Annotated in this window: 19 protein-coding genes; 12 read left to right on the top strand and 7 right to left on the bottom strand. The window is 39.2% G+C overall.

The genetic code is table 11. The features are described from left to right. Nucleotides 1–17 precede the first annotated feature (17 nt). The gene (locus LOC50_RS14735; RefSeq protein ID WP_013463304.1) at nt 18–347 is read left to right on the top strand and encodes a hypothetical protein; all 330 of its coding nucleotides are present in this window, start codon (nt 18–20) and stop codon (nt 345–347) included. Between the two features lie 68 nt (nt 348–415). Here LOC50_RS14735 and LOC50_RS14740 read toward each other — a convergent pair whose 3' ends face one another. Beyond that, nucleotides 416–1,702, bottom strand: coding sequence for an alkaline phosphatase (locus tag LOC50_RS14740; protein ID WP_076923228.1), 1,287 nt, complete (start codon nt 1,700–1,702; stop codon nt 416–418). Nucleotides 1,703–1,889: 187 nt separating this feature from the next. On the opposite strand from LOC50_RS14740, the gene LOC50_RS14745 reads away from it, so the two are divergent. The 3 genes from LOC50_RS14745 (at nt 1,890) to rnd (ending at nt 5,690) form a co-directional block, all read left to right on the top strand. Next, entirely contained in the window at nt 1,890–2,741 is an 852-nt protein-coding gene (locus LOC50_RS14745; protein ID WP_250654081.1) for an alpha/beta hydrolase, read from the top strand. Between the two features lie 115 nt (nt 2,742–2,856). Beyond that, nucleotides 2,857–4,509, top strand: a complete 1,653-nt coding sequence (gene fadD, locus LOC50_RS14750; RefSeq protein WP_036984013.1) for a long-chain-fatty-acid--CoA ligase FadD — start codon at nt 2,857–2,859, stop codon at nt 4,507–4,509. Nucleotides 4,510–4,559: 50 nt separating this feature from the next. Then, complete coding sequence (gene rnd / locus LOC50_RS14755) at nt 4,560–5,690, top strand: ribonuclease D (RefSeq protein WP_013463308.1); 1,131 nt, start codon at nt 4,560–4,562, stop codon at nt 5,688–5,690. 54 nt (nt 5,691–5,744) lie between these two features. Here the strand turns inward: rnd and minE are convergent, their stop codons facing one another. From minE to minC, 3 genes are read right to left on the bottom strand one after another with little or no spacing between them, the layout of a single operon-like run. Then, a complete protein-coding gene (gene minE, locus LOC50_RS14760) occupies nt 5,745–6,008 on the bottom strand; it encodes a cell division topological specificity factor MinE (protein ID WP_008111532.1) in 264 nt (87 codons plus the stop codon). Nucleotide 6,009: 1 nt separating this feature from the next. Beyond that, complete coding sequence (gene minD / locus LOC50_RS14765) at nt 6,010–6,819, bottom strand: septum site-determining protein MinD (protein ID WP_013463309.1); 810 nt, start codon at nt 6,817–6,819, stop codon at nt 6,010–6,012. A 5-nt stretch (nt 6,820–6,824) separates the two neighbouring features. Beyond that, complete coding sequence (gene minC, locus LOC50_RS14770) at nt 6,825–7,529, bottom strand: septum site-determining protein MinC (RefSeq protein ID WP_069439736.1); 705 nt, start codon at nt 7,527–7,529, stop codon at nt 6,825–6,827. A 155-nt stretch (nt 7,530–7,684) separates the two neighbouring features. Here minC and LOC50_RS14775 point away from each other — a divergent pair, with 155 nt between their 5' ends. Both LOC50_RS14775 and LOC50_RS14780 read left to right on the top strand, forming a co-directional pair. After that, nucleotides 7,685–7,966, top strand: coding sequence for a YcgL domain-containing protein (locus tag LOC50_RS14775; protein ID WP_036984015.1), 282 nt, complete (start codon nt 7,685–7,687; stop codon nt 7,964–7,966). Continuing rightward, nucleotides 7,959–8,975, top strand: a complete 1,017-nt coding sequence (locus LOC50_RS14780) for a lytic murein transglycosylase (RefSeq protein WP_016900168.1) — start codon at nt 7,959–7,961, stop codon at nt 8,973–8,975. The genes LOC50_RS14775 and LOC50_RS14780 overlap by 8 nt, the downstream gene beginning before the upstream one ends. Before the next feature lie 48 nt (nt 8,976–9,023). On the opposite strand, the gene LOC50_RS14785 is transcribed toward LOC50_RS14780, so the two are convergent. Next, nucleotides 9,024–9,572 carry a GbsR/MarR family transcriptional regulator gene (locus LOC50_RS14785; RefSeq protein ID WP_013463314.1) on the bottom strand — a complete coding sequence of 183 codons (549 nt, stop codon included), beginning with the start codon at nt 9,570–9,572 and terminating at the stop codon, nt 9,024–9,026. A gap of 217 nt (nt 9,573–9,789) precedes the next feature. Between LOC50_RS14785 and adhP the strand changes: the two genes are divergently transcribed. Next, entirely contained in the window at nt 9,790–10,800 is a 1,011-nt protein-coding gene (gene adhP / locus LOC50_RS14790; protein ID WP_036984016.1) for an alcohol dehydrogenase AdhP, read from the top strand. 50 nt (nt 10,801–10,850) lie between these two features. Here the strand turns inward: adhP and LOC50_RS14795 are convergent, their stop codons facing one another. After that, the gene (locus LOC50_RS14795) at nt 10,851–13,271 is read right to left on the bottom strand and encodes a TonB-dependent receptor (protein ID WP_250654082.1); all 2,421 of its coding nucleotides are present in this window, start codon (nt 13,269–13,271) and stop codon (nt 10,851–10,853) included. Between the two features lie 293 nt (nt 13,272–13,564). Beyond that, entirely contained in the window at nt 13,565–14,836 is a 1,272-nt protein-coding gene (locus LOC50_RS14800) for a Xaa-Pro dipeptidase (RefSeq protein ID WP_175416146.1), read from the bottom strand. Nucleotides 14,837–14,995: 159 nt separating this feature from the next. Here LOC50_RS14800 and LOC50_RS14805 point away from each other — a divergent pair, with 159 nt between their 5' ends. The 5 genes from LOC50_RS14805 to LOC50_RS14825 all read left to right on the top strand — a co-directional run bounded on the left by LOC50_RS14805 (nt 14,996) and on the right by LOC50_RS14825 (nt 19,776). Then, nucleotides 14,996–16,813, top strand: a complete 1,818-nt coding sequence (locus LOC50_RS14805; RefSeq protein ID WP_250654083.1) for a DUF885 domain-containing protein — start codon at nt 14,996–14,998, stop codon at nt 16,811–16,813. A gap of 96 nt (nt 16,814–16,909) precedes the next feature. Then, a complete protein-coding gene (locus tag LOC50_RS14810) occupies nt 16,910–17,422 on the top strand; it encodes a YcgN family cysteine cluster protein (RefSeq protein WP_250654084.1) in 513 nt (170 codons plus the stop codon). Next, entirely contained in the window at nt 17,422–17,937 is a 516-nt protein-coding gene (locus tag LOC50_RS14815; protein ID WP_036984020.1) for an RNA methyltransferase, read from the top strand. Before LOC50_RS14810 ends, LOC50_RS14815 begins: the two co-directional genes overlap by 1 nt. Before the next feature lie 277 nt (nt 17,938–18,214). Then, nucleotides 18,215–18,784 (top strand): gluzincin family metallopeptidase, encoded by a 570-nt coding sequence (locus LOC50_RS14820; RefSeq protein ID WP_250654085.1) that lies wholly within the window; start codon nt 18,215–18,217, stop codon nt 18,782–18,784. A gap of 62 nt (nt 18,785–18,846) precedes the next feature. Continuing rightward, nucleotides 18,847–19,776 carry a M1 family aminopeptidase gene (locus LOC50_RS14825; RefSeq protein WP_250654086.1) on the top strand — a complete coding sequence of 310 codons (930 nt, stop codon included), beginning with the start codon at nt 18,847–18,849 and terminating at the stop codon, nt 19,774–19,776. Nucleotides 19,777–19,929: the final 153 nt, after the last annotated feature.

Raw genomic sequence — 19,929 nt, forward strand, 5'->3', positions numbered from 1 at the left:
TTGGTTGGAGAAGCGTAATGTCGCTGCCTATAAGCTCTGGTTTTTTTACTGGTGATATCCCTGCTAAGGTGCGTTCTACTGCTGTTGTTACGGCAAAGCCCGAACGACTATCAGAGCAGCCAATACCACAGAAAACCAATACAGACTATGTTAAGAGTAGCCCCGAAGGGCTTGAACTCGCAAAAGAGTTTGTAAAAGCGAACACCAAAGAGGCCCAATATAGCCAAACTATTTACGATCAACCGAGTGCGCAAGTTAGTAAGGCAATTTCTACTTACACTGAGTTTGCTAATTTAGAGCGAAGAGCTGAAGTTCAAAGCTTAATTGGTGTTGATATATATGCTTAATTATAAAATTAATAGCCAAATAAAAAGCCCGAATAGATTATTCGGGCTTTTTATTTTTATACCAGTGATTACTGTTTTATGTAACTAATCAGTTTTTTAGCTATGTCAGTATTGTTTTGTGAACCAATAAAGTCATCGCTATTTTTACCATAGGCAAATACTTGCACATCAGAAGCGGTATGTCCGCCCGTTGTCCAACCAGTGAAACTTAAATCATTGATAATGCTTTTAACCGCTAAATTAAGGGTTTTTTCACCCATGGCTTTAGCTTGCTTAAGTTTAATTTCGTTTTCAGTTGTAAACTCAATACGGGTATTGGCTTGCCATACCGTTTTAAGGTTATCTGATCCCATTAATAATTTGGTTAATGTACCCGCAGTGGCTTTAACACCTTTGATGATGTCGGTTCCCCATTTGTATTGGCCATGCGCGCCAATGGTTAAACCGCCTGTAGAGTGATCAGCCGTGATCACTAAAATAGTGTCTGGGTTGTTATCTACATAGGCTTTTGCCGTTTCGATTGATTTTGCAAAGTCGTCCATTTCAGCCATTGCGCAAGCAATATCATTTGCGTGACCACACCAGTCAATTTGGCTGCCTTCAATCATCACAAAAAAGCCTTTATCGTTTTGCCCATCAAGCAAATCAAACGCTTTAGAGGTTAACTGTTTTAATCTCGTAGGGTTTTCATCTAGCGCAAAAGGTAATCCCTTAGGTGCGTATAAACCAATAGCAGGGATTTGTGTAATTTGACCTAAGTTTTTAATATCGTCACCGTATTGATAACCTGCTTTTTTAAATTCGTCGACTAAGTTTCTGTCATCACGAATAAAATATTGAGTTCCACCGCCTAACATTAAATCAACCGGTAATTTACCAGCAATTTTATTGTCAATGTAGTCGTTTGCGATGTCATCATAATTTCTTCTTGATTCATTATGCGCGGCAAAGCTTGCAGGTGTTGCATGGTTAATTTGTGAAGTAGCCACTAACGCTGTTGTCATTCCTTGCTCTTTTGCAATTTCTAGCATGGTCTTAACCGGTTTTTTAGCCGTATCGACAGCGATTGCGCCATTATAACTTTTATGACCGCTGCTAAGTGCAGTTGCACCTGCTGCGCTGTCTGTTACATAAGTATGGTCATCAGGATAAGTGTGCGCCATGCCTTTTAACATAGTGTCGAAAACGGTTGTTTCTATTTCTTTTGTTGTAGGGTCATCTTTGTAATAACGATAAGCGGTAGTGAAAGCGGGACCCATGCCATCACCAATCATATAAATAACATTTTTAGGCGCTGTTTGAGCGAATGCTCCTGTTGTACATAAAAGCGCTAATAAGCCGAACTGTTTTTTCATTGTACGTACCCTTTAAGTGTACTTATTTTAATAGCGACTATTATTGTATACCGATAGCAAGATAAATAAATGAATATGTTATGAAATCTCGAAATTTAAGTGTGTGTTCTATTAGTTCAGTTCTATTATTTGTGTATTAACTCTTGTATGTTATGGCCATAACCAAATAAAAAAGTTGAGGTTTGCGTTGCAACCATTTTCGGTAAAAGCTAATGACTTAGATATACACGGTATTAAATTTGGAGACGGTGAAGACGTCGTTATCGCTCTGCATGGCTGGCTAGATAATTGTGCTAGCTTCGTGCCTATGCTGAGTCGTGCTGCACCTTCGCAAACATGGTATTGCATTGACTTTCCAGGGCATGGACTGTCATCTTGGCGAAGCCCTCAAGCACATTACTACTTTATTGATTATGTGGATGATGTGTATGCATTAATCACAGCGCTTAAGTTAAAGAAGGTACACTTGGTTGGTCATTCTATGGGGGCTATGGTAGCAGGGCTGTTTGCTAGTTGTTTTAGTGAGTACGTAAAATCGGTTTCTTTTATTGAAGGTATAGGCTGTGTTACCACCGATAGCGATGAAGTGTGTTCTCAACTAAGAAATGCCATACTAAACCGAGCAAGGTTTAGTACAAAAAAATCACGGGTATACACTTCAAAACAACAAATTTATCAAGCGCGTGCAAAAACAACTGATTTAAATGATGAACTAATCGCGTTGTTGATGGACAGAAACATAAAACAAATGCACAGTGGGTTTGAGTTAACGACTGATCCTAAGCTTAAAAATCACTCAGGTTTTCGATTTGATGAATCGCAATGTATTGGTGCAATAAAAGAATTAATTGCACCATGTCAATTAATATTAGGTGATAAAGGTTATCCATTTGTAAAACAAAATCTAGACAAGTATAGTAAATATTACAATAACTTGAGTGTAATAGATGTGCCTGGTGGGCATCATTGCCATATGCAAAGTAGTGGACTATGTTTTGAACACATTCACGCATTTATGGTGCAAAGTAGTGCATGTTAATTGTATATTACCGATAAATGTGGGATTATCTCTAGATTAGAGTATTTGCTCAATTGTGAAAGTGCCTTACTTAGATTAAGGTTAATAAAAATATAATTATAAACAGGGGCTAAGAGTGGAAAAAATCTGGCTTAAGCGCTACCCAGAAGGTATGCCTGAAACAATCGATCCTGAGCACTACAACTCGTTACTCGAAGTGTTTGAAAAAAGTTTTAATGATTACAAAGATTTACCTGCATTTACTAATATGGGTAAAACATTGTCATATAACGAAATTGACGCGGCAACAAAACGTGTTGCGGCTTATATTCAAAACGATTTAGGGTTAAAAAAGGGCGATAAAGTCGCTGTTATGATGCCTAACTTGTTGCAAACCCCAATTGCTATATTAGGTATTTTACGCGCAGGGTGTGTGGTGGTTAACGTTAATCCGCTATATACCGTTCGTGAGCTAGAGCACCAATTAAAAGATTCTGAAACATCAGCAATATTTATTCTTGCTAACTTTGCTGTCACGCTTGAAAAAGCACTGCCTAATACTGACGTTAAACACATTGTGGTTACGCAGGTTGGTGACATGATGGGCGGACTCAAAAAGCATTTAGTCAATTTTGTTGTTAAGCATTTCAAAAAAATGGTACCAAGCTATACGTTGCCTAACACGATTAACTTTTGTGATTTATTAAAAGCTGATCTGAATGGCTATAAGCGCCCAGAGGTTAACTTAAGCGATTTAGCATTTTTACAATACACCGGTGGTACAACCGGCGTATCTAAAGGGGCAATGTTGAGCCACGGTAATATGGTGGGTAACCTTGAGCAAGTATCTGGTTGTTTAGATAACGTGCTTGAGCGTGGTAGAGAAGTGGTTATTACCGCGCTACCGCTCTATCATATATTTGCATTAACAGCGAACTGTTTAACATTTATGAAATACGGCGGCTTAAACGTTTTAATTACTAATCCACGTGATATGCCTGGATTTGTAAAAGAGCTTAGTCAGCATAAATTTACTGCTATCACAGGGGTGAACACTTTATTTAATGGCTTATTAAATACCCCTGGTTTCTCTGAGCTTGATTTTAGTCACCTTAAAATGTCATTAGGCGGCGGCATGGCAGTACAACGCCCTGTTGCAGAAAAATGGCAAAAGGTCACTAACAGCAAACTAATGGAAGGCTATGGCCTGACAGAATGTTCTCCTTTAGTCACAATTAGCCCGTATGATTTAGAAGCTTATAATGGCTCTATCGGTCTACCTGCGCCAAGTACTGACATTAAATTAATGCTCGATAACGGTGAAGAAGCTGCTAAAGGTGAGCCGGGTGAACTGTGGGTAAAAGGTCCGCAAGTGATGCTTGGTTATTATAATCGCCCTGATGCAACGGCTGAATGTTTAAAAGATGGCTGGTTTGCAACTGGTGATATTGCCACTTACGATGACGAAGGTTTTTTCTACATTGTTGATCGTAAAAAAGACATGATTATTGTTTCAGGCTTTAATGTTTTCCCAAATGAAATAGAAGAAGTGGTTGCCATGCACGAAGGCGTCCTTGAAGTGGCTGCGGTTGGTATCCCTCATGACATTAGTGGTGAACAAGTTAAAGTTTTTGTTGTGAAAAAAGACCCTTCTTTAACTGAAAAAGATATAATAAAACATTGTCGTGATAATTTAACTAATTACAAGGTTCCTAAACTCGTTGAGTTTAAGGATGAGTTACCCAAAACTAACGTGGGTAAAATTCTCAGAAGAGCCTTAAAAGATTAGCAACTATAAAAAAGCCGACATCAGTCGGCTTTTTTATTGTAGGAGACTCAGTGCACTACCAATTGATCCAAACCCAAAATGAGCTTAATACGTTTGTAGAACAAATTAAAAACAAACCCATTCTTGCTATTGATACCGAGTTTATGCGCCGCCGTACTTTGTATCCAGAAGTTGCACTTATTCAAGTTTATGATGGCGAACATTTAGCGCTTATTGACCCGCTTGCCGAGCTTTCCTTGTTTGATTTTTGGCAAATACTTAAAGATCCTAAAGTGCTAAAAGTACTCCATTCACCCTCAGAAGATATTGAAGTTTTTCAAAAGTACGCAGGGTTTGTTCCTTATCCTTTATTCGATACCCAGTTTGCACTTCAGCTATTAGGTGAGGGAAACTGTATGGGCTTTGCCTTAATGGTGAAAACATTATTGAATATTGAGATTGATAAAAGCGAATCGCGCACTAATTGGTTACAACGCCCCCTTACTCAAAAGCAACTTGAATACGCTGCTGCTGATACGTATCACCTGCTGCCATGTTTTGAGTTAATTATAGATAGCATTAAAGCCGCTGATTTATTTGATATTGTGATCAATGAAAGTGAATTAGTTGCCAATAAACGTGCTTTTCAAATTCCGGATGAGCTACTTTACAAAGAAATTAAAAATGCATGGCAACTTAAGCCGCATGAACTAGCGGTACTTAAAGAGTTAGCAGTATGGCGTCGAAATAAAGCCATTCGTAAAAATCTAGCGCTTAATTTTGTACTTAAAGAGCACAATATGACCGAAATTGCCAAACGAGGCCCTTCAAGTTTAAATGCTCTGAGACAAATTCCTGGGGTAGAACCCATTGAAGTGAATCGTTCTGGGGTTGAAATTTTAAAGTGTATTGAGCAGGCCAAAGCCATTCCAGCTGAGCAACACCCACAAGTATTAAAGCGGTTAATTGATTTTCCTACCTATAAAAAAGTAGCGAAGGAGATCAAACAAAAAATTACTAAAGTTGCTAAAGAGCATAACATTCCAGAAGACGTTATGGCCTCTAAAAAGCAAATAAATCAGCTAATTAGTTGGAATTGGAAGTTAACTGCTCAGCAAAAAGAAAAACACATAAAGCCAGATTTACTCAGTTCATGGCGCTATGACTTTGTTAAAGACGCTCTTAAAGAGTGGGATAATTAAAGTCATAAAGGCGAGTTACAAACAAATAAAAAGGGCGCTTAGCGCCCTTGTTTGTTATTTCTTTTCTTCGTCAGGTAATGTGACATTGAGCTCGAGTACCGCTAAATCGTCTTCATTTTGATCAAACTGAACTTGAACCGCATCGGCGCCTACATTAACGTACTTACGAATCACATCAAGAATATCTTGCTTTAATTGTGGCAAGTAATCTGGTGTTCCACGCTGAGAACGCTCGTGCGCGACAATGATCTGCAATCGCTCTTTTGCTAATGACGCACTGTTTTTCTTTTCTGAGCGGAAGTAGTCAAGTAAAGACACATTAACCTCCAAATATCCGTTTGAATAAACCCTTTTTCTCTACATCTAAAAATCTAAATTCAACCGTTTCGCCTAATAAACGACTGATCGCATCAGCATAAGCTTGACCTGCGTCTGATTCGCTATCAAGAATTACCGGCTGTCCAGAGTTTGATGCACTAAGTACTGCTTGAGATTCAGGAATGACACCTAGTAAGTCTATGGCTAGGATGTCCTGGATATCTTCAACAGATAGCATTTCACCTTTTGATACACGATCTGGATTATAGCGTGTTATTAGCAAATGCTCTTTAATGTTTTCTAATCCTTCTTCGGCACGTTTCGATTTACTGTGTAAAATGCCTAGAATACGATCCGAATCTCGTACTGACGAGACTTCAGGGTTGGTTGTAACTATCGCTTCATCAGCGAAGTACATCGCCATCATAGCTCCGGCTTCAATACCTGCAGGAGAATCACAAACAATATAGTCAAAGTCTTCTTTTAACTCGTTCAATACGCGTTCAACACCATCACGGGTGAGTGCGTCTTTATCGCGAGTTTGTGAAGCAGGAAGTAAAAATAACTTTTCTACACGTTTGTCTTTTATGAGTGCTTGATTAAGGTTAGCTTCGCCATTGATCACATTAACAAAGTCATACACTACGCGACGTTCACAACCCATGATGAGGTCTAAATTACGTAAGCCGATATCAAAATCGATGATAACAGTTTTGTAGCCTTTTAATGCTAAGCCTGTACCAATTGCTGCGCTTGATGTTGTTTTACCAACACCCCCTTTACCCGAGGTAACGACAATTATTTTTGCCATGAGATTTATCCTTTAACCAAAGCTGAAATTTCTAAAGATTCATTTTTTTGTTGTATTTGAACTGCGTTACCCCAGTGTTCACCTTGCAGTGAGTCACTGATCCAGTAATTACCATTGATTGAAACGAGTTCTGCTTCTAATTTATTACAAAATATGTATGCGTTTTCGAGCCCTTTTGCACCGGCAATTGCACGCCCTCGTAGGGTTCCGTAAATATGTACATTGCCATCGGCAATAACTTCTGCGCCATGGCTTACCGCGCCTAACACCACCAAGTCGCGGTCTTTGGCGTAAACTTGTTGGCCTGAGCGCACCGCACCATTAATAATTTGCGCTGGTAAATACACGGTTTTTTCTACAACCGAAGTATTTGGCTCTACTCTTGCGGGTTCGCTCCTAACGTCTTGAGAATAGTTTAAAACAGACAACCCTGCGGCTTTTGCCTGTTTATGCTGTTCATCCGAACCATTACATACACCCACGGCATTAAAGCTCATGCGTTCAATAAGCGATTTTAAGTGAACAAAGTCGATTGCGCTGTTTTTTACTTCAATTAAATTGACGACGATAGGGGCACCCTCAAAGAATTTTGGGGCTTGGGCAATTTTTACATACAGTTGTTCTGCTAAAAGGTTAATATCAGTACTATAAAGATGCAAAACTGATAACGTAAAGAGGTTGCCTTTTAGCTCAAAAATTTGGTCCGACATAGATGCTCAACTGGATTGTCTAGTTAGCATGTAACTTTATATAAACCTAGGCTGAACAAGGCTTTTATTACAGTTTCCACACTAATTTTTATAACTTATTATTATTGCCATGTTATAGTGTGTAGCACTGTTAAGCAAGATTTTATAGGGCCATAATGCTAACTGCGGTATATAAAAGTAAGAAAAAAGCAGATACTTTCTTATTTATTGAAAAAAGAGACGATTTTAGTAAAGTTCCGGAACCTTTAATGACCATGTTTGGTCAACCTCAGTACGTGATGATCATTAACTTAGCGAAGCGAACTCAATTAGGCGTAGCGGATTTAGACACTTTAAAACAGTCGCTTAGCGACCAAGGCTATTATTTACAAATTCCGCCACCTGAGGAAAACTTGCTAAGTCAATTAAGAAAACAAAATGGAGTAGATAGTGATTAAAAAATTAGCGGTTGTATTGTGTGGTGTGTGTTTAAGCTCATCGGTAATGGCAAAAACACAAGCTGAGTTTCAACAATATCTTACTAATTTAAAGCAAGAGGCAATTGCAAAAGGCTACGATACTCAGTTAATTGAGCAAGCATTTGCCACTGCATCTTATAAAGAAAAAGTCATTTCAGCAGACAAAAACCAGCCAGAAGTAAAAGAAACGCTGGAAACGTATTTACCAAAACGAGTACCGCAATGGAAAATAGATCGTGCGCGTAAATTGTATAAAGAAAACCAAGAAGTCTTAGAAAAAGTAGCAAAAGACTTTGGTGTTCAAGCGCGTTTTATTGTGGCTATTTGGGGTTTAGAAAGCAATTTTGGCGCTATTCAAGGCGGCCACAATGTTATTTCATCCTTAGTAACTTTAGCATTTGATGGACGTCGTGAAGCGTTATACAAACGCCAATTGTGGGCAGCACTGGATATATTAAAGTCGGGTCATATCACGCTTGATAAATTTAAAGGCTCTTGGGCGGGTGCTATGGGTCAAACCCAATTTATGCCAACCTCATTTAATGCCTACGCCGTTGATTACAACAACGATGGCCGCAAAGATATTTGGACAACCAAAGAAGACGCGTTTGCTTCAATTGCTAATTACTTAAAGCAAGAGGGTTGGAATGATAATTTAACCTGGGGTCGCCAGGTACAATTGCCCGCTGACTTTGATAAGCAGTATATATTAAAGCGCGGTACTAAAACCCGAAAGCAATGGCTAGAGTATTGGGATAAATCAGAGCGCTCTTTAGCAGATTGGCAAGCATTAGGTGTTCGTCGTGTTGATGGCAGTGATTTACCTACGGTTGCTGTAGATGCAGCATTAGTCATGCCGGATGATATAAATGGACGCATGTATTTAGCATACGATAACTACAAAGTATTTATGCACTGGAATCGTTCATACTACTTTGCTACCAGCGTAGGTTATTTGTCAGATAGAATTGCTTACCCAAAAATTTAAGCTCAACCGAATAACTAAAAAGCCGCTCATTGCGGCTTTTTTTAATGGTTATTGCTCTTTTTTGAATATTTTATCTTTGAGGTCAATGACTTTGCCAATGCCTGAACCTAGCTTCATTAGTTTGTTGAGCTGCTCTGGGGTTAAGCGTTGTAACTCTGACGACCATTTAGTCACTGTTTCAAGTAAGTTATGAATTTCGCCCATTTGTTTTTGTGCATAAATTTCATCGTCGTTACTTGCTTCATCTAATAAGTTATCTCTAAGTAAGCTAAGCGTAGGTTCTACTTCACGCTTTTTACGTTCTTCAAACACGCGATTAGCCATATCCCAAATATCGCCTGCAGGTGCATAGTATTCTTTTCTATCTCCTGGGATATGCATTACCTTGATCAGCTGCCAAGATTGTAATTCTTTAATTCCCATACTTACGTTACCGCGTGAAATACTCAGTGCATCTGCGATTTGGTTTGCCGTCATTGGATCTTTGGTAATAATAAGTAATCCGCACATTTGGCCGATTGTACGATTAAATCCCCAGCGGCTGCCCATCTCGCCACAATGCATTACAAAGGCAAAGTTTTTTTCTGATAATGTCATTGTTACAAGTTTCAAAAATAAATGAAAGCTATGCTAGCACGCTGGTTAAGTATGGCAAGCGTTTAGCTTGGATAAAAAACCACGTTTTACGACTAATGATTGATATAGATTAATATTAAAGCATCTATAGTAGGTTATGTTGCGGGTATGTAACATGACATTGTTGTTTAACGTCTTTGTTAAATAGCATAAATTTTTTATAAACGATGGAATGACTATGAAAGCAGCAATAAATACAGAATATAAAGGCAAGTTGGCGATCACCGATTTACCAATCCCAGAGGTAGGTCCTAACGATGTGCTGGTTAAAATAGCCGCTTGTGGTGTATGTCACACCGATTTACATGCGTGTCATGGTGATTGGCCGGTAAAACCAAAAATGCCATTGGTACCAGGTCACGAAGGCGTGGGTGTAATAGAAAAACTAGGCAGTAATATTAAACATTTAGAAGTGGGCGACCGAGTGGGTGTACCTTGGTTGTATAGCGCCTGTGGCCATTGTGAATTTTGTTTAGATGGACGTGAAACCCTGTGTTTATCGCAACATAATACCGGTTACTCAATTGATGGTGGTTATGCAGAATATTGTTTAGCACATGGTGATTACATCATCAAAATACCGGAAGGATTAGGCTTTGCTGAAGCTGCACCGTTATTCTGTGCCGGCGTAACAACGTATAAAGCATTAAAAGTATCAGATGCAAAACCGGGTCAATGGGTTGCCATTGTTGGTGTGGGCGGTTTAGGTCACTTAGCGGTGCAATATGCAAAAGCAATGGGCTTTAATGTTATTGCTGTAGATACAGGTGAAGAAAAAATGGCCTTAGCTAAAGAGTTAGGCGCCGATATTACGCTTGATTTTAAAGAAGTGGTGCCTAGTGAGGCTATTTTTGAGCAAGTAGGTGGCGCACATGCTGTTGTTTGTACCGCAGTATCAAAACCTGGGTTTGAACAAGCGTATAAAAGTGTTCGCCGTGGGGGCAAATGCGTATTAGTTGGCTTACCGCCAGAAGATATGCCATTGCCAATTTTTGATACTGTGTTAAATGGTGTTTCAGTAGTAGGTTCTATTGTAGGTACGCGTAAAGACCTGCAAGAATGCCTTGAATTTGCCGCACAAGGTAAAGTAAAAGCTATCATTGAAGAGAAAAAACTCGAAGATATTAATGAAATTTTCGATGATATGCTCAAAGGAGAAATTAACGGTCGTATAGTTGTTACAATCTAACTATACCAAAATATAGTGCGCACAAACCAACCTGGCTTGTGCGCATTGTGTTAAAGCGTATAACTAAAGCTTAACTTTGCATTTCTTTCCTCACCTGGCATACCGCCTAAAAACATGGCTTTAGAATAGTATTTTTTATTAAACAGGTTATTAATGTTTAATTGCATTTGCCAGTTGTCTGCTTTATAGCTAACTGCAGCATCATACACGGTATAAGCAGGGACGTAGCCGTTATCAATACCGAACGAACTTGAGTTAGTACTGCGCTTATCAACAAACGAGAAGCCTGCGCTTAAATCTATTGCGTAAGGTAATTCAAATAATGCAGCTGAGTAAGTTACCCATGAGCTAGCAGTTACATAAGGCACGCCTTTTTGGCGAGTATCAAAGCTTGTGCTGTTTGGGTTAGTCTTATCGCGAGCATCTTGATAAACCCCGTTGATGTTAACTTTCCATTGATCGTTCAAATACGCATTTAAGTCAATTTCTACGCCTTTGGTTTGTTCTTCACCATCAAAGAAGCTCTCCACTACGTTTGGTGCAGACACGCCTGCTTCATAAAGTGGGTTGGCATATTCTAAATTAGTACGTGCACTTTCAAATACTACAATTGAAGCCAGTAATTGGTCATCAAACGCTTTAAAACGAAATCCTAAATCGTTACTAACAGATTCTGAGTCTTCTCTATCGGCTTCATTACCAGCAACAGATCCAAGTACACTGTAGGCAGTACGACCTTTTGAGTGATTTAAAAATAAAGCCATGTCAGTGCTTAATTGATAAGTAGCTCCTAAATTGTACGTTAAACCGCTATCTGAAGTGTTTGCCTCTGGCGTTGGGTTTGCGCGGCTTTGACTATAACGTGGGTCAACACCAAAATGCTCGTAACTTTGTTTTATACGGTTATGAGCAATCCCAATACGGGTGGTGATTTTATCGTTAATGTAGGCAACATGCTGAAGGCCTAAACCCCATGCTTGTACTTTTTTATTATAATCGCTGGTTTTAAGCGGATCGTAATCATTAAATTTACCTGTAGGCCAATTTGGCTGACGCATATCAAAAATATACGGCAGTGCGCCTTGATAAATTACCTCACCGGCTTTGTTTTTAATGACCTTATCGGCATCGTAAATAGAATATTGTTTAAAACGAATATCACGATCTTCATAGTTAGCGTTAACCAGTAATTCGTTTTCTATGTTACCGAGCATAAAGTCATAACGTAAATCTAAAAAGTACTGCCATGATTTTTCATCCGCTTCTACTTGGCGGTACTCTTGGCGTCTGGCTGCAAAAGGGTATAACACGTCATCAACAACTAGCGGTGCGCGTGGGTCTTGGTTGATCACGCCGTTACGTTTCCAGTAAACGTAGTTGTAAGCACCTGTTTGGCGGGCAAAACTTGAGGTGTAATTACGGTACTGTAGTTGTTGATTAACAAATAAATCATCACTAATGTAATAATTATGGGCTAATTTAAAACGCAGCTCTTCACCTTCGTTATCCTTTGCCATCGGTGATATTATGCCATTGGTGCCAAAGTTAAAGGGCGTTAAACCATCATTGCTTGCCAAAGAGTTAGCTAGTTCATTTCGTTGTGCTTCACTCAATTGTAAGCCACTTGCTGTAGGGTCATTCACTAATTCGGCGCCTGATACTTCACCTGCAGTTAAACCATTGACCGATTCACTGTTAAAAATACGAATAGGGTGGCCGATAGAATCCACAGCAATGGCGTCCTTGATATAGGCTCCGGATAACACAAACGTATGTTGATCATTTAGAACATATTTTAAAGACGAATAAATTTCATCACGTTGTTCTTTTAAATCACGAAAGCCATCGCTAGAGGCGGTTTTTGCCATGACTCGATAAGCTAAGTCGTCTGTTATTGCATTGGTGCTATCGAGCGCCAGTGAATAACTATCCCACTGACCAATATCCATTTCTAAGGTATGTTGCTCGTTAAACTGCGGCTTTTTTTCAATAAGATTGATCACCCCACCAGCACTGCCCATGCCGTATAAACCAGTTGCTGGGCCTTTTAATACTTCAATTGATTCAACATTAGTTAAAGAGCGCGTTGGGTTAAATGTATTGCCTAATCCTGCGCCACCGTACATGCCATCATACGTATAATTAGCACCTAAACCACGAATTACTAAATTATCACCAATGCCATAGTTGTTACCGGCTTGCGTTAAACCACTTACATTACGGATCACATCTTGTAAACTATCAATACCTTGCGATGCAATAAGCGCTTTATCAACAATGACCACGGGTGCAGGGGTTTCCATTAGTGACATATCAGATTTAGTAGCCAAACCTGAGCTCATTACCACTCGGTTTTGTTGCTCGTAAACACTGATACGTTCAATATCGGAATTAACTTGTGACTCGTTTGCCAATGCCAAGTGCGCGTTTAAGCACGCGAGTGTGAGTAGTGAGTATTGAAACCTTTTCATAGAGTGATAACCATTCGCATTTGTTAATTTGCGTGAATGATAATGGTTATCATTTTAAAATAAAATAAAAAGTTCAAACTTTTTTACTTTAATGGGTGTGTTTGCTTGATAGTTATACAATGTGATTTAAAAACAATCACATTTAAAAATATTAACGGGGTATTGCAGTCGCTAGTTGGCTTTACCAAGAGAGAATCTAAAAAAGTATTGATGATTAAATGGGCAGTTTAGCTACATTAGCTAAAAAATTGTTAAGGTTGAGCTAAGCTCAACCTTATAAAGATGTTTTGGGTTTACTGCTTGTAAACGACACCGGCTTTCATTACAAAAGGAATACCCTCTAGTGTAGAAATATTTTTAAGTGGGTTAGCACTCACCGCTATAATATCAGCAGCAAAACCAGTTTTAATTTGCCCCAATTGTGAATCTGCCTTTAGTAATTTAGCACTATTAATTGTCGCGGCTTGAATAGCTTGCAATTCACTCATACCAAATTCAACCATTCGCGAGAACTGTTTCGCATTATCACCATGTGGATAAATAGCCGCATCTGTACCAAATACCATGTTAACCCCAGCTTCAACGGCGCGTTTAAAGCTGTCTCTTTGCTTTTTAGAAACAAGACGTTCTTTATTTAGGTTCTCTTCATCTACCCCATTTTGCTCACCAAAGCTCAGTGTATACTCGGTATTGTAAATATCCATAGAGAGCCAAGTACCGTGCTTTATAGCAAGCTCAATTGCTTCATCGTCTAAAAAGCTAGCATGCTCTACGCTGTCTACACCGGCTTTAATGGCTGTTTTAATGCCGTTAGTGCCGTGTGCGTGAGCCGCAACAGGCAATTCTCGCATGTGCGCTTCATCCACAATGGCTTTCATTTCTTCAAATGCGTATTGTTGTATGCCCACCTTTGTGCCTTTAGAAAATACCCCACCAGTTGCACATAATTTAATTGCATTAGCGCCATATTTAATATTTTCACGTACTTTAATGCGAACAGCCCATGGGCCATCAGCAACCCCCGAGGCGGTATACTTCATTTCTGGAGGCAAACGATTATTGTCACAGTGTCCGCCAGTAATCCCCAAAGAAGGGCCTGCAGCCCAGATGCGAGGGCCAATAATATCACCTGCATTAATGCCGTCGCGAACCGCAATAACACTAAAGCCTTCTGCACCTAAGTTACGCACTGTGGTAAAGCCGGCTTCTAATGTTTTTTTAGCAAAGTAACTGGCTTTAATAGCCATACGCGGTACTGATTGGCCTATACGTTCACTGCGCGAAACGGTTGGATCGCTGGTTAAATGCACATGCATATCCATCAACCCCGGCATTAAGGTGAGTTCAGGTAGGTTAATCAGTTCATCATTACTGGTAAGCGTTGGCTTTTTATTAAATTGAATTTGGCTTATTACACCCTCGTCAATCGCGATTAACGGATTAGCTTTTAGCTCTCCAGTTTTTACATCAAGCAAAGCTTTGGCCGATATATAGGTGGTTGCCAGTGTACTTGCGCTTGTTAAGCTCAGTAATGCGATTGATGTAGTTAGTAAATGTTTTTTTATTTTGATCATTTTAATTATTTAATTATTTAAATTTACCTGAATGTAGCAATCATTAGCTATTGAGTAAATTATCTAGCGACGAATCCCACTCACCGTAATTACTTTATTTAAGCCATTTAAAACCGCATAATTAGCGGGTAAAAACTAACAAGGATCTTTATGAAAGTTATTAAAATGGCACTGGTTGCCAGTAGCGTTATGTTTGCCTTAAGTGGTTGTATGAGCACCTGCTCACAATTAAACACAAATCAGCCGGTCGCGCCTGTAATAAGCGAGTTATCAGCCGAGCAACAGTTAGATGTGCTCGTTGCCCAGTACTACGATGAGTCATTAACCTTTAATCCCTTAAGCGCCACTTATAACGGTCGCCATGAATTCGATGATCAATTCTTGCCGGTGATATCGCAGGCTAATCGTGATAAAAAAACTGCTTTTTATAAAAAATATCAACAACGTTTAACGCTAATCGATGAATCACAATTAACAGGGCAGGCGCTACTTAACTTTGAAGTATTATCGCGAGATTTAGCCCTAAAGCTTGAGGGCATGCAATATAAAGATTATTTGTTACCGATTAACCAAATGTCGGGAGCACATAATACCTTTGCTGGATTTGGTTCAGGGCAAAGTGCACAGCCCTTTAATACTGTTGCCGACTATGAGCAATTTATTAAACGTGCTGATGGTTTTGTGAAATGGTTAGCCAGTGTTGAACAATCAATGGCGCAAGGTGTTAAACAAGGTGTAGTATTGCCTATGCCGTTGGCTAAAAAATTATTGCCTCAGTTTAAAGTGCACATAGTAACTAACGCAGAAGATTCATTATTTTATTCACCAATAAAGGCCATGCCCGACTCATTTTCTAATGCACAAAAACAGCAACTCACTGAGCAGTATAAAACGCTTATTTTAGATAAATTAGTGCCCGCTTATCAGCGTATGAGTGAGTTTTTACTCAACGATTATATTCCTCATGCTCGCGATTCTGTTGGTTATGCTGATTTACCTAATGGTAAAGCGTGGTACGAATATCAAATCAAGAAAAACACCACGTTGAGTTTATCAGCAGATGAAATTCATGACATTGGCTTAAGTGAAGTGGCTCGAATTTTAAGTGAAATGAAAACGGTTAAAAATACCGTGGGATTTAAAGGTGATTTAGCATCGTTTTTTGATCATTTACGTGACTCAGATGAGTTTTATTATAAAACAGCCGATGAGTTAATTGCCGCCTATGAAGATATTAAACTAAAAATAGATGCGCGCTTACCGCGCTTGTTTAATATTGAGCCTAAAGCCCCTTACATTGTTAAAGCAGTAGAAGCGTATCGTGCCCAATCGGCAGCGGGGGCATCTTATGCAGGGCCTGCACCAGATGGTTCTCGTCCGGGTATCTTTTACATTAATGCTTACAACTTAAAAGCGCAGCCTAAATTTTTACTTGAAACGCTGTCTATTCATGAAGCAGCACCTGGTCATCACTTTCAAATTGCACTGCAACAAGAAGTAGAAAGCCTGCCCGATTTTCGTAAATTTGGCGGCTACACTGTGTTTGCTGAGGGCTGGGCATTATACGCAGAGAGTCTTGGCAAAGAGCTTGGTTTATTTACCGACCCGTATATGTGGTACGGGCGTCTTAACGATGAGCAGCTAAGAGCTATGCGTTTAGTGCTTGATACAGGTTTTCATGCCAAAGGGTGGACACGTCAACAAGGCATTGACTACATGTTAGCTAACTCTTCAATGGCAAAAAGCGATGTTATTGCTGAGGTTGAGCGTTATATTGCATGGCCTGGGCAAGCATTATCGTACAAATTGGGTGAGTTTAAAATTAAAGAGCTTAGAGACTACGCCCACCAGCAGTTAGGCGAGCAATTTGATATTAAAGCCTTTCATACGCAAATATTAATAGATGGCGCATTGCCTATGCCTATCTTAGAGCAAAAAATTAAACGTTGGGTTAAATCTCAGCAATAACATAATCGCGCAAAGTCATTATTTAAACAGGGATTGGCTTTGCGCGCTTTGCTGCAATACGTTAGAATGCGCGCTCTTAAAAGGCGCGAGAACACCATGTTTGATCAACAATTAACAAAAACCCAATTCTGGCTTAGCAAAAGTCTCAATGAAATGAACCAGCAAGAATGGGAAGCCATTTGTGACGGATGCGGAAAGTGTTGTTTAAACACCTTTATTGACAGCGAAGACGAAGATGACTTTACCGCCACTGATCAGCTAAGAGAAGGTGAGCAACTTATATTTACCAATATTGTTTGCCAATACCTTGATAACGCAACCTGTGGTTGTAGTGAATACGAAAACCGCCAAACCTTAGTGCCTTCTTGCGTTAAGCTTACCAAAGAAAACCTCAAAGACATTTTCTTTATGCCGCAAAGCTGCAGCTATCGCCGACTTCACGAAGGACGTGGATTAGCAACGTGGCATCCGTTACTTAATAACGGCGATAAAACTAAAATGCACGAGCTAAACATTTCTGTTAAAGATAAAACCGTAAAAGACTGTGACGTAAAGCTAGAAGATTTTGATTTGTATATAGCCGAGTGGCCAACCAAGGATTGCAATTAATGAGTAAATTACAAGCAAGTATTGGTTTAATTAATCCTAAAAGCCCGACCAACGTGGGGGGCGTATTACGCGCCGCAGGCTGTTATGACGCACAGCAGGTTTTTTTTACTGGTAACCGTTATCTAAACGCACAAAAATTTCATACCGATACTAAAAATGTAGTGCAACGTATTCCATTAACCGCCACTGATAACTTAGCATCATGTAAGCCTGAAGGCGCTAAAGTGGTGGTCATAGAGCTAATAGAAGGGGCGACTCCCTTGCCTGAATTTACCCATCCTGAAAACGCATTTTATGTGTTTGGTCCAGAGGATGGTTCAGTGCCAAAAGACGTTTTAAAATGGTGTGATGATGTGGTTTATATTCCAACCATAGGCTGTATGAATTTAGCAGCAACCTGTAATGTTGTTCTTTATGACCGGCTCGCCAAGCTTGGCGGTATTCAAAGTAGTGATGAAACCATTATCACTTCACGCGATACCAATAATAAAATGAAATGGCAAAAACAACCTTAAACATATTTGCTGTTTAAGGTTTATCCCTTGCTAAATGTAAAATAAAGTAACTAGTTAACTTGAAAAATAAGCAATTCGTATTTTTAAACACTATAAACGTAAAACTATGTAATTATATTAAAAAGTTATAATTATAAGAGCTTATTATTTATGTTGTTCTTGCACCATGTGATTAGGTGTTACTTGGTTGTTACATTGATATATACTCAGTGTCTGCACCAGCAAACCTGCAAAATTAGATCCCCTCGTTGCTAATACTGGTCAACCATTATCTAGCGTGGCTCAATCAACCGATGTTATTTTCTATGATCTTAAGTTAGCCGTTTTTCTAGAAGAAAAGCAGATAGCCGGCATAAGGAAAACAGTATTTCGGGTCATTAAAGAAACTCAGCAAATTGAACTAAAACTCGACAGTCGCTTTAGTATAAACACAGTAACAGTGGCTGATAAGAAAGCTGACTTTATCCATTCTCGTGGTGTGGTTACGATTAACTTATATGAGAAAAAGTACCCTGGAGAAGTGGTTGAAGTTGCCATTAACTATTCAGGCAAGCAACATATTGCGCTTAATCCTCCATGGAGTGGTGGTTTTGTATTTAGTGAAACAAACGATGGTAAACCTTGGATAGCGACAGCAGTACAGGGTGAGGGCTGTGATTTATTTTGGCCTTGTAAAGATCACTTTAGTGACAAAGCCGATAGTATGCGAATACGGGTAACGGTACCGACTGGATTGCATGTTGCCAGTAACGGGGTACTAAAAAATGTAACTGTATTACAAAAAACAAGACTACCGAGTTTGATTGGTTTTTATCTGAGCCTGCGAGTGATTACAACATTGCGCTGAATATTGGCCCATTTGAGCGCATTCAACAGTAATATACCAGTATAAATGGTACTGACATTCCTGTGGAATTTTGGGTGTTACCTGAAAATAGGCAAAAAGCCAGTAATTTGCTCAGCAACGATGTTTATCAACAAATGGCATTTTTTGAATCTGTGTTAGGTCCATATCCTTGGGGGCAACAAAAACTTGGCTTTGTAGAAACGCCTCATTTAGGCATGGAACATCAAACGATAAATGCTTATGGCAAAGGGTATACTCGCGACCCTAGTGGTTATGATTGGCTTATTCAGCATGAATTAGCGCATGAGTGGTTTGGTAATTTAATGACTTATGAGCAATTGAATGATGCGTGGTTACATGAAGGTTTTGGCTTTTACATGCAACCGTCTTACAGTTTATATACCTTTGGTGAGGCTGCTTATAACCATGCAATGTATAAAGCCTATTTAGGGATAAAAAACTGCCAACCTATTGTTAATAAAGGTGAATTAAGCTCAAAAGAAGCTTTTAACTCAGATATTTATGGTAAAGGAGGCTGGACATTACACACTTTGCGTTGGTTAATTGGTGATGAGTTATTTTGGCAAGCAACACGCGAGTTAATCTACGGGAGTAGCGACACGCAAAGCCTCAGTTACCCAATTCAATCGCGATATCGCAACACGCAGCAGTTTATTGATATTGTTAATCACATTACAAAAAAAGACTATAACTGGCTATTTGATGTGTATTTAAAACAAGCTGCATTGCCCACACTAACCATAGAACGTCAAAATAACGTGGCCAATTTATATTGGAGCAAAAGTGAAAAAGATGCGACACCTTTTAAAGTGCCAATACCCATTTCAATCAATGGCCAGCTTCAAGTTTACACACCGATTGAAGGAGTCATTACTACCAAAGCTAAACCTGTTGATCATATTACTGTAGATCCACAGATGAAAGTGCTTAGGCAATTACCGATCACAAGCCAGTGCCAACAAGATGAATAATTTAGATAAAGCGTTACTATGGGGATAAAATTTATCCCCATAGTGCTTTTAAACACTTATTTATCTAGCTCTGCTAGTCTAAAAATTAAACGCACTGTGGCAAAGTCATCCTTGAAAGAACTAGTTATTTATTATTATTTTTGTTCTTTAATT

Source organism: Pseudoalteromonas sp. SCSIO 43095, from assembly GCF_023650455.1.
GTDB classification, from domain to species: Bacteria; Pseudomonadota; Gammaproteobacteria; order Enterobacterales; family Alteromonadaceae; genus Pseudoalteromonas; species Pseudoalteromonas tetraodonis.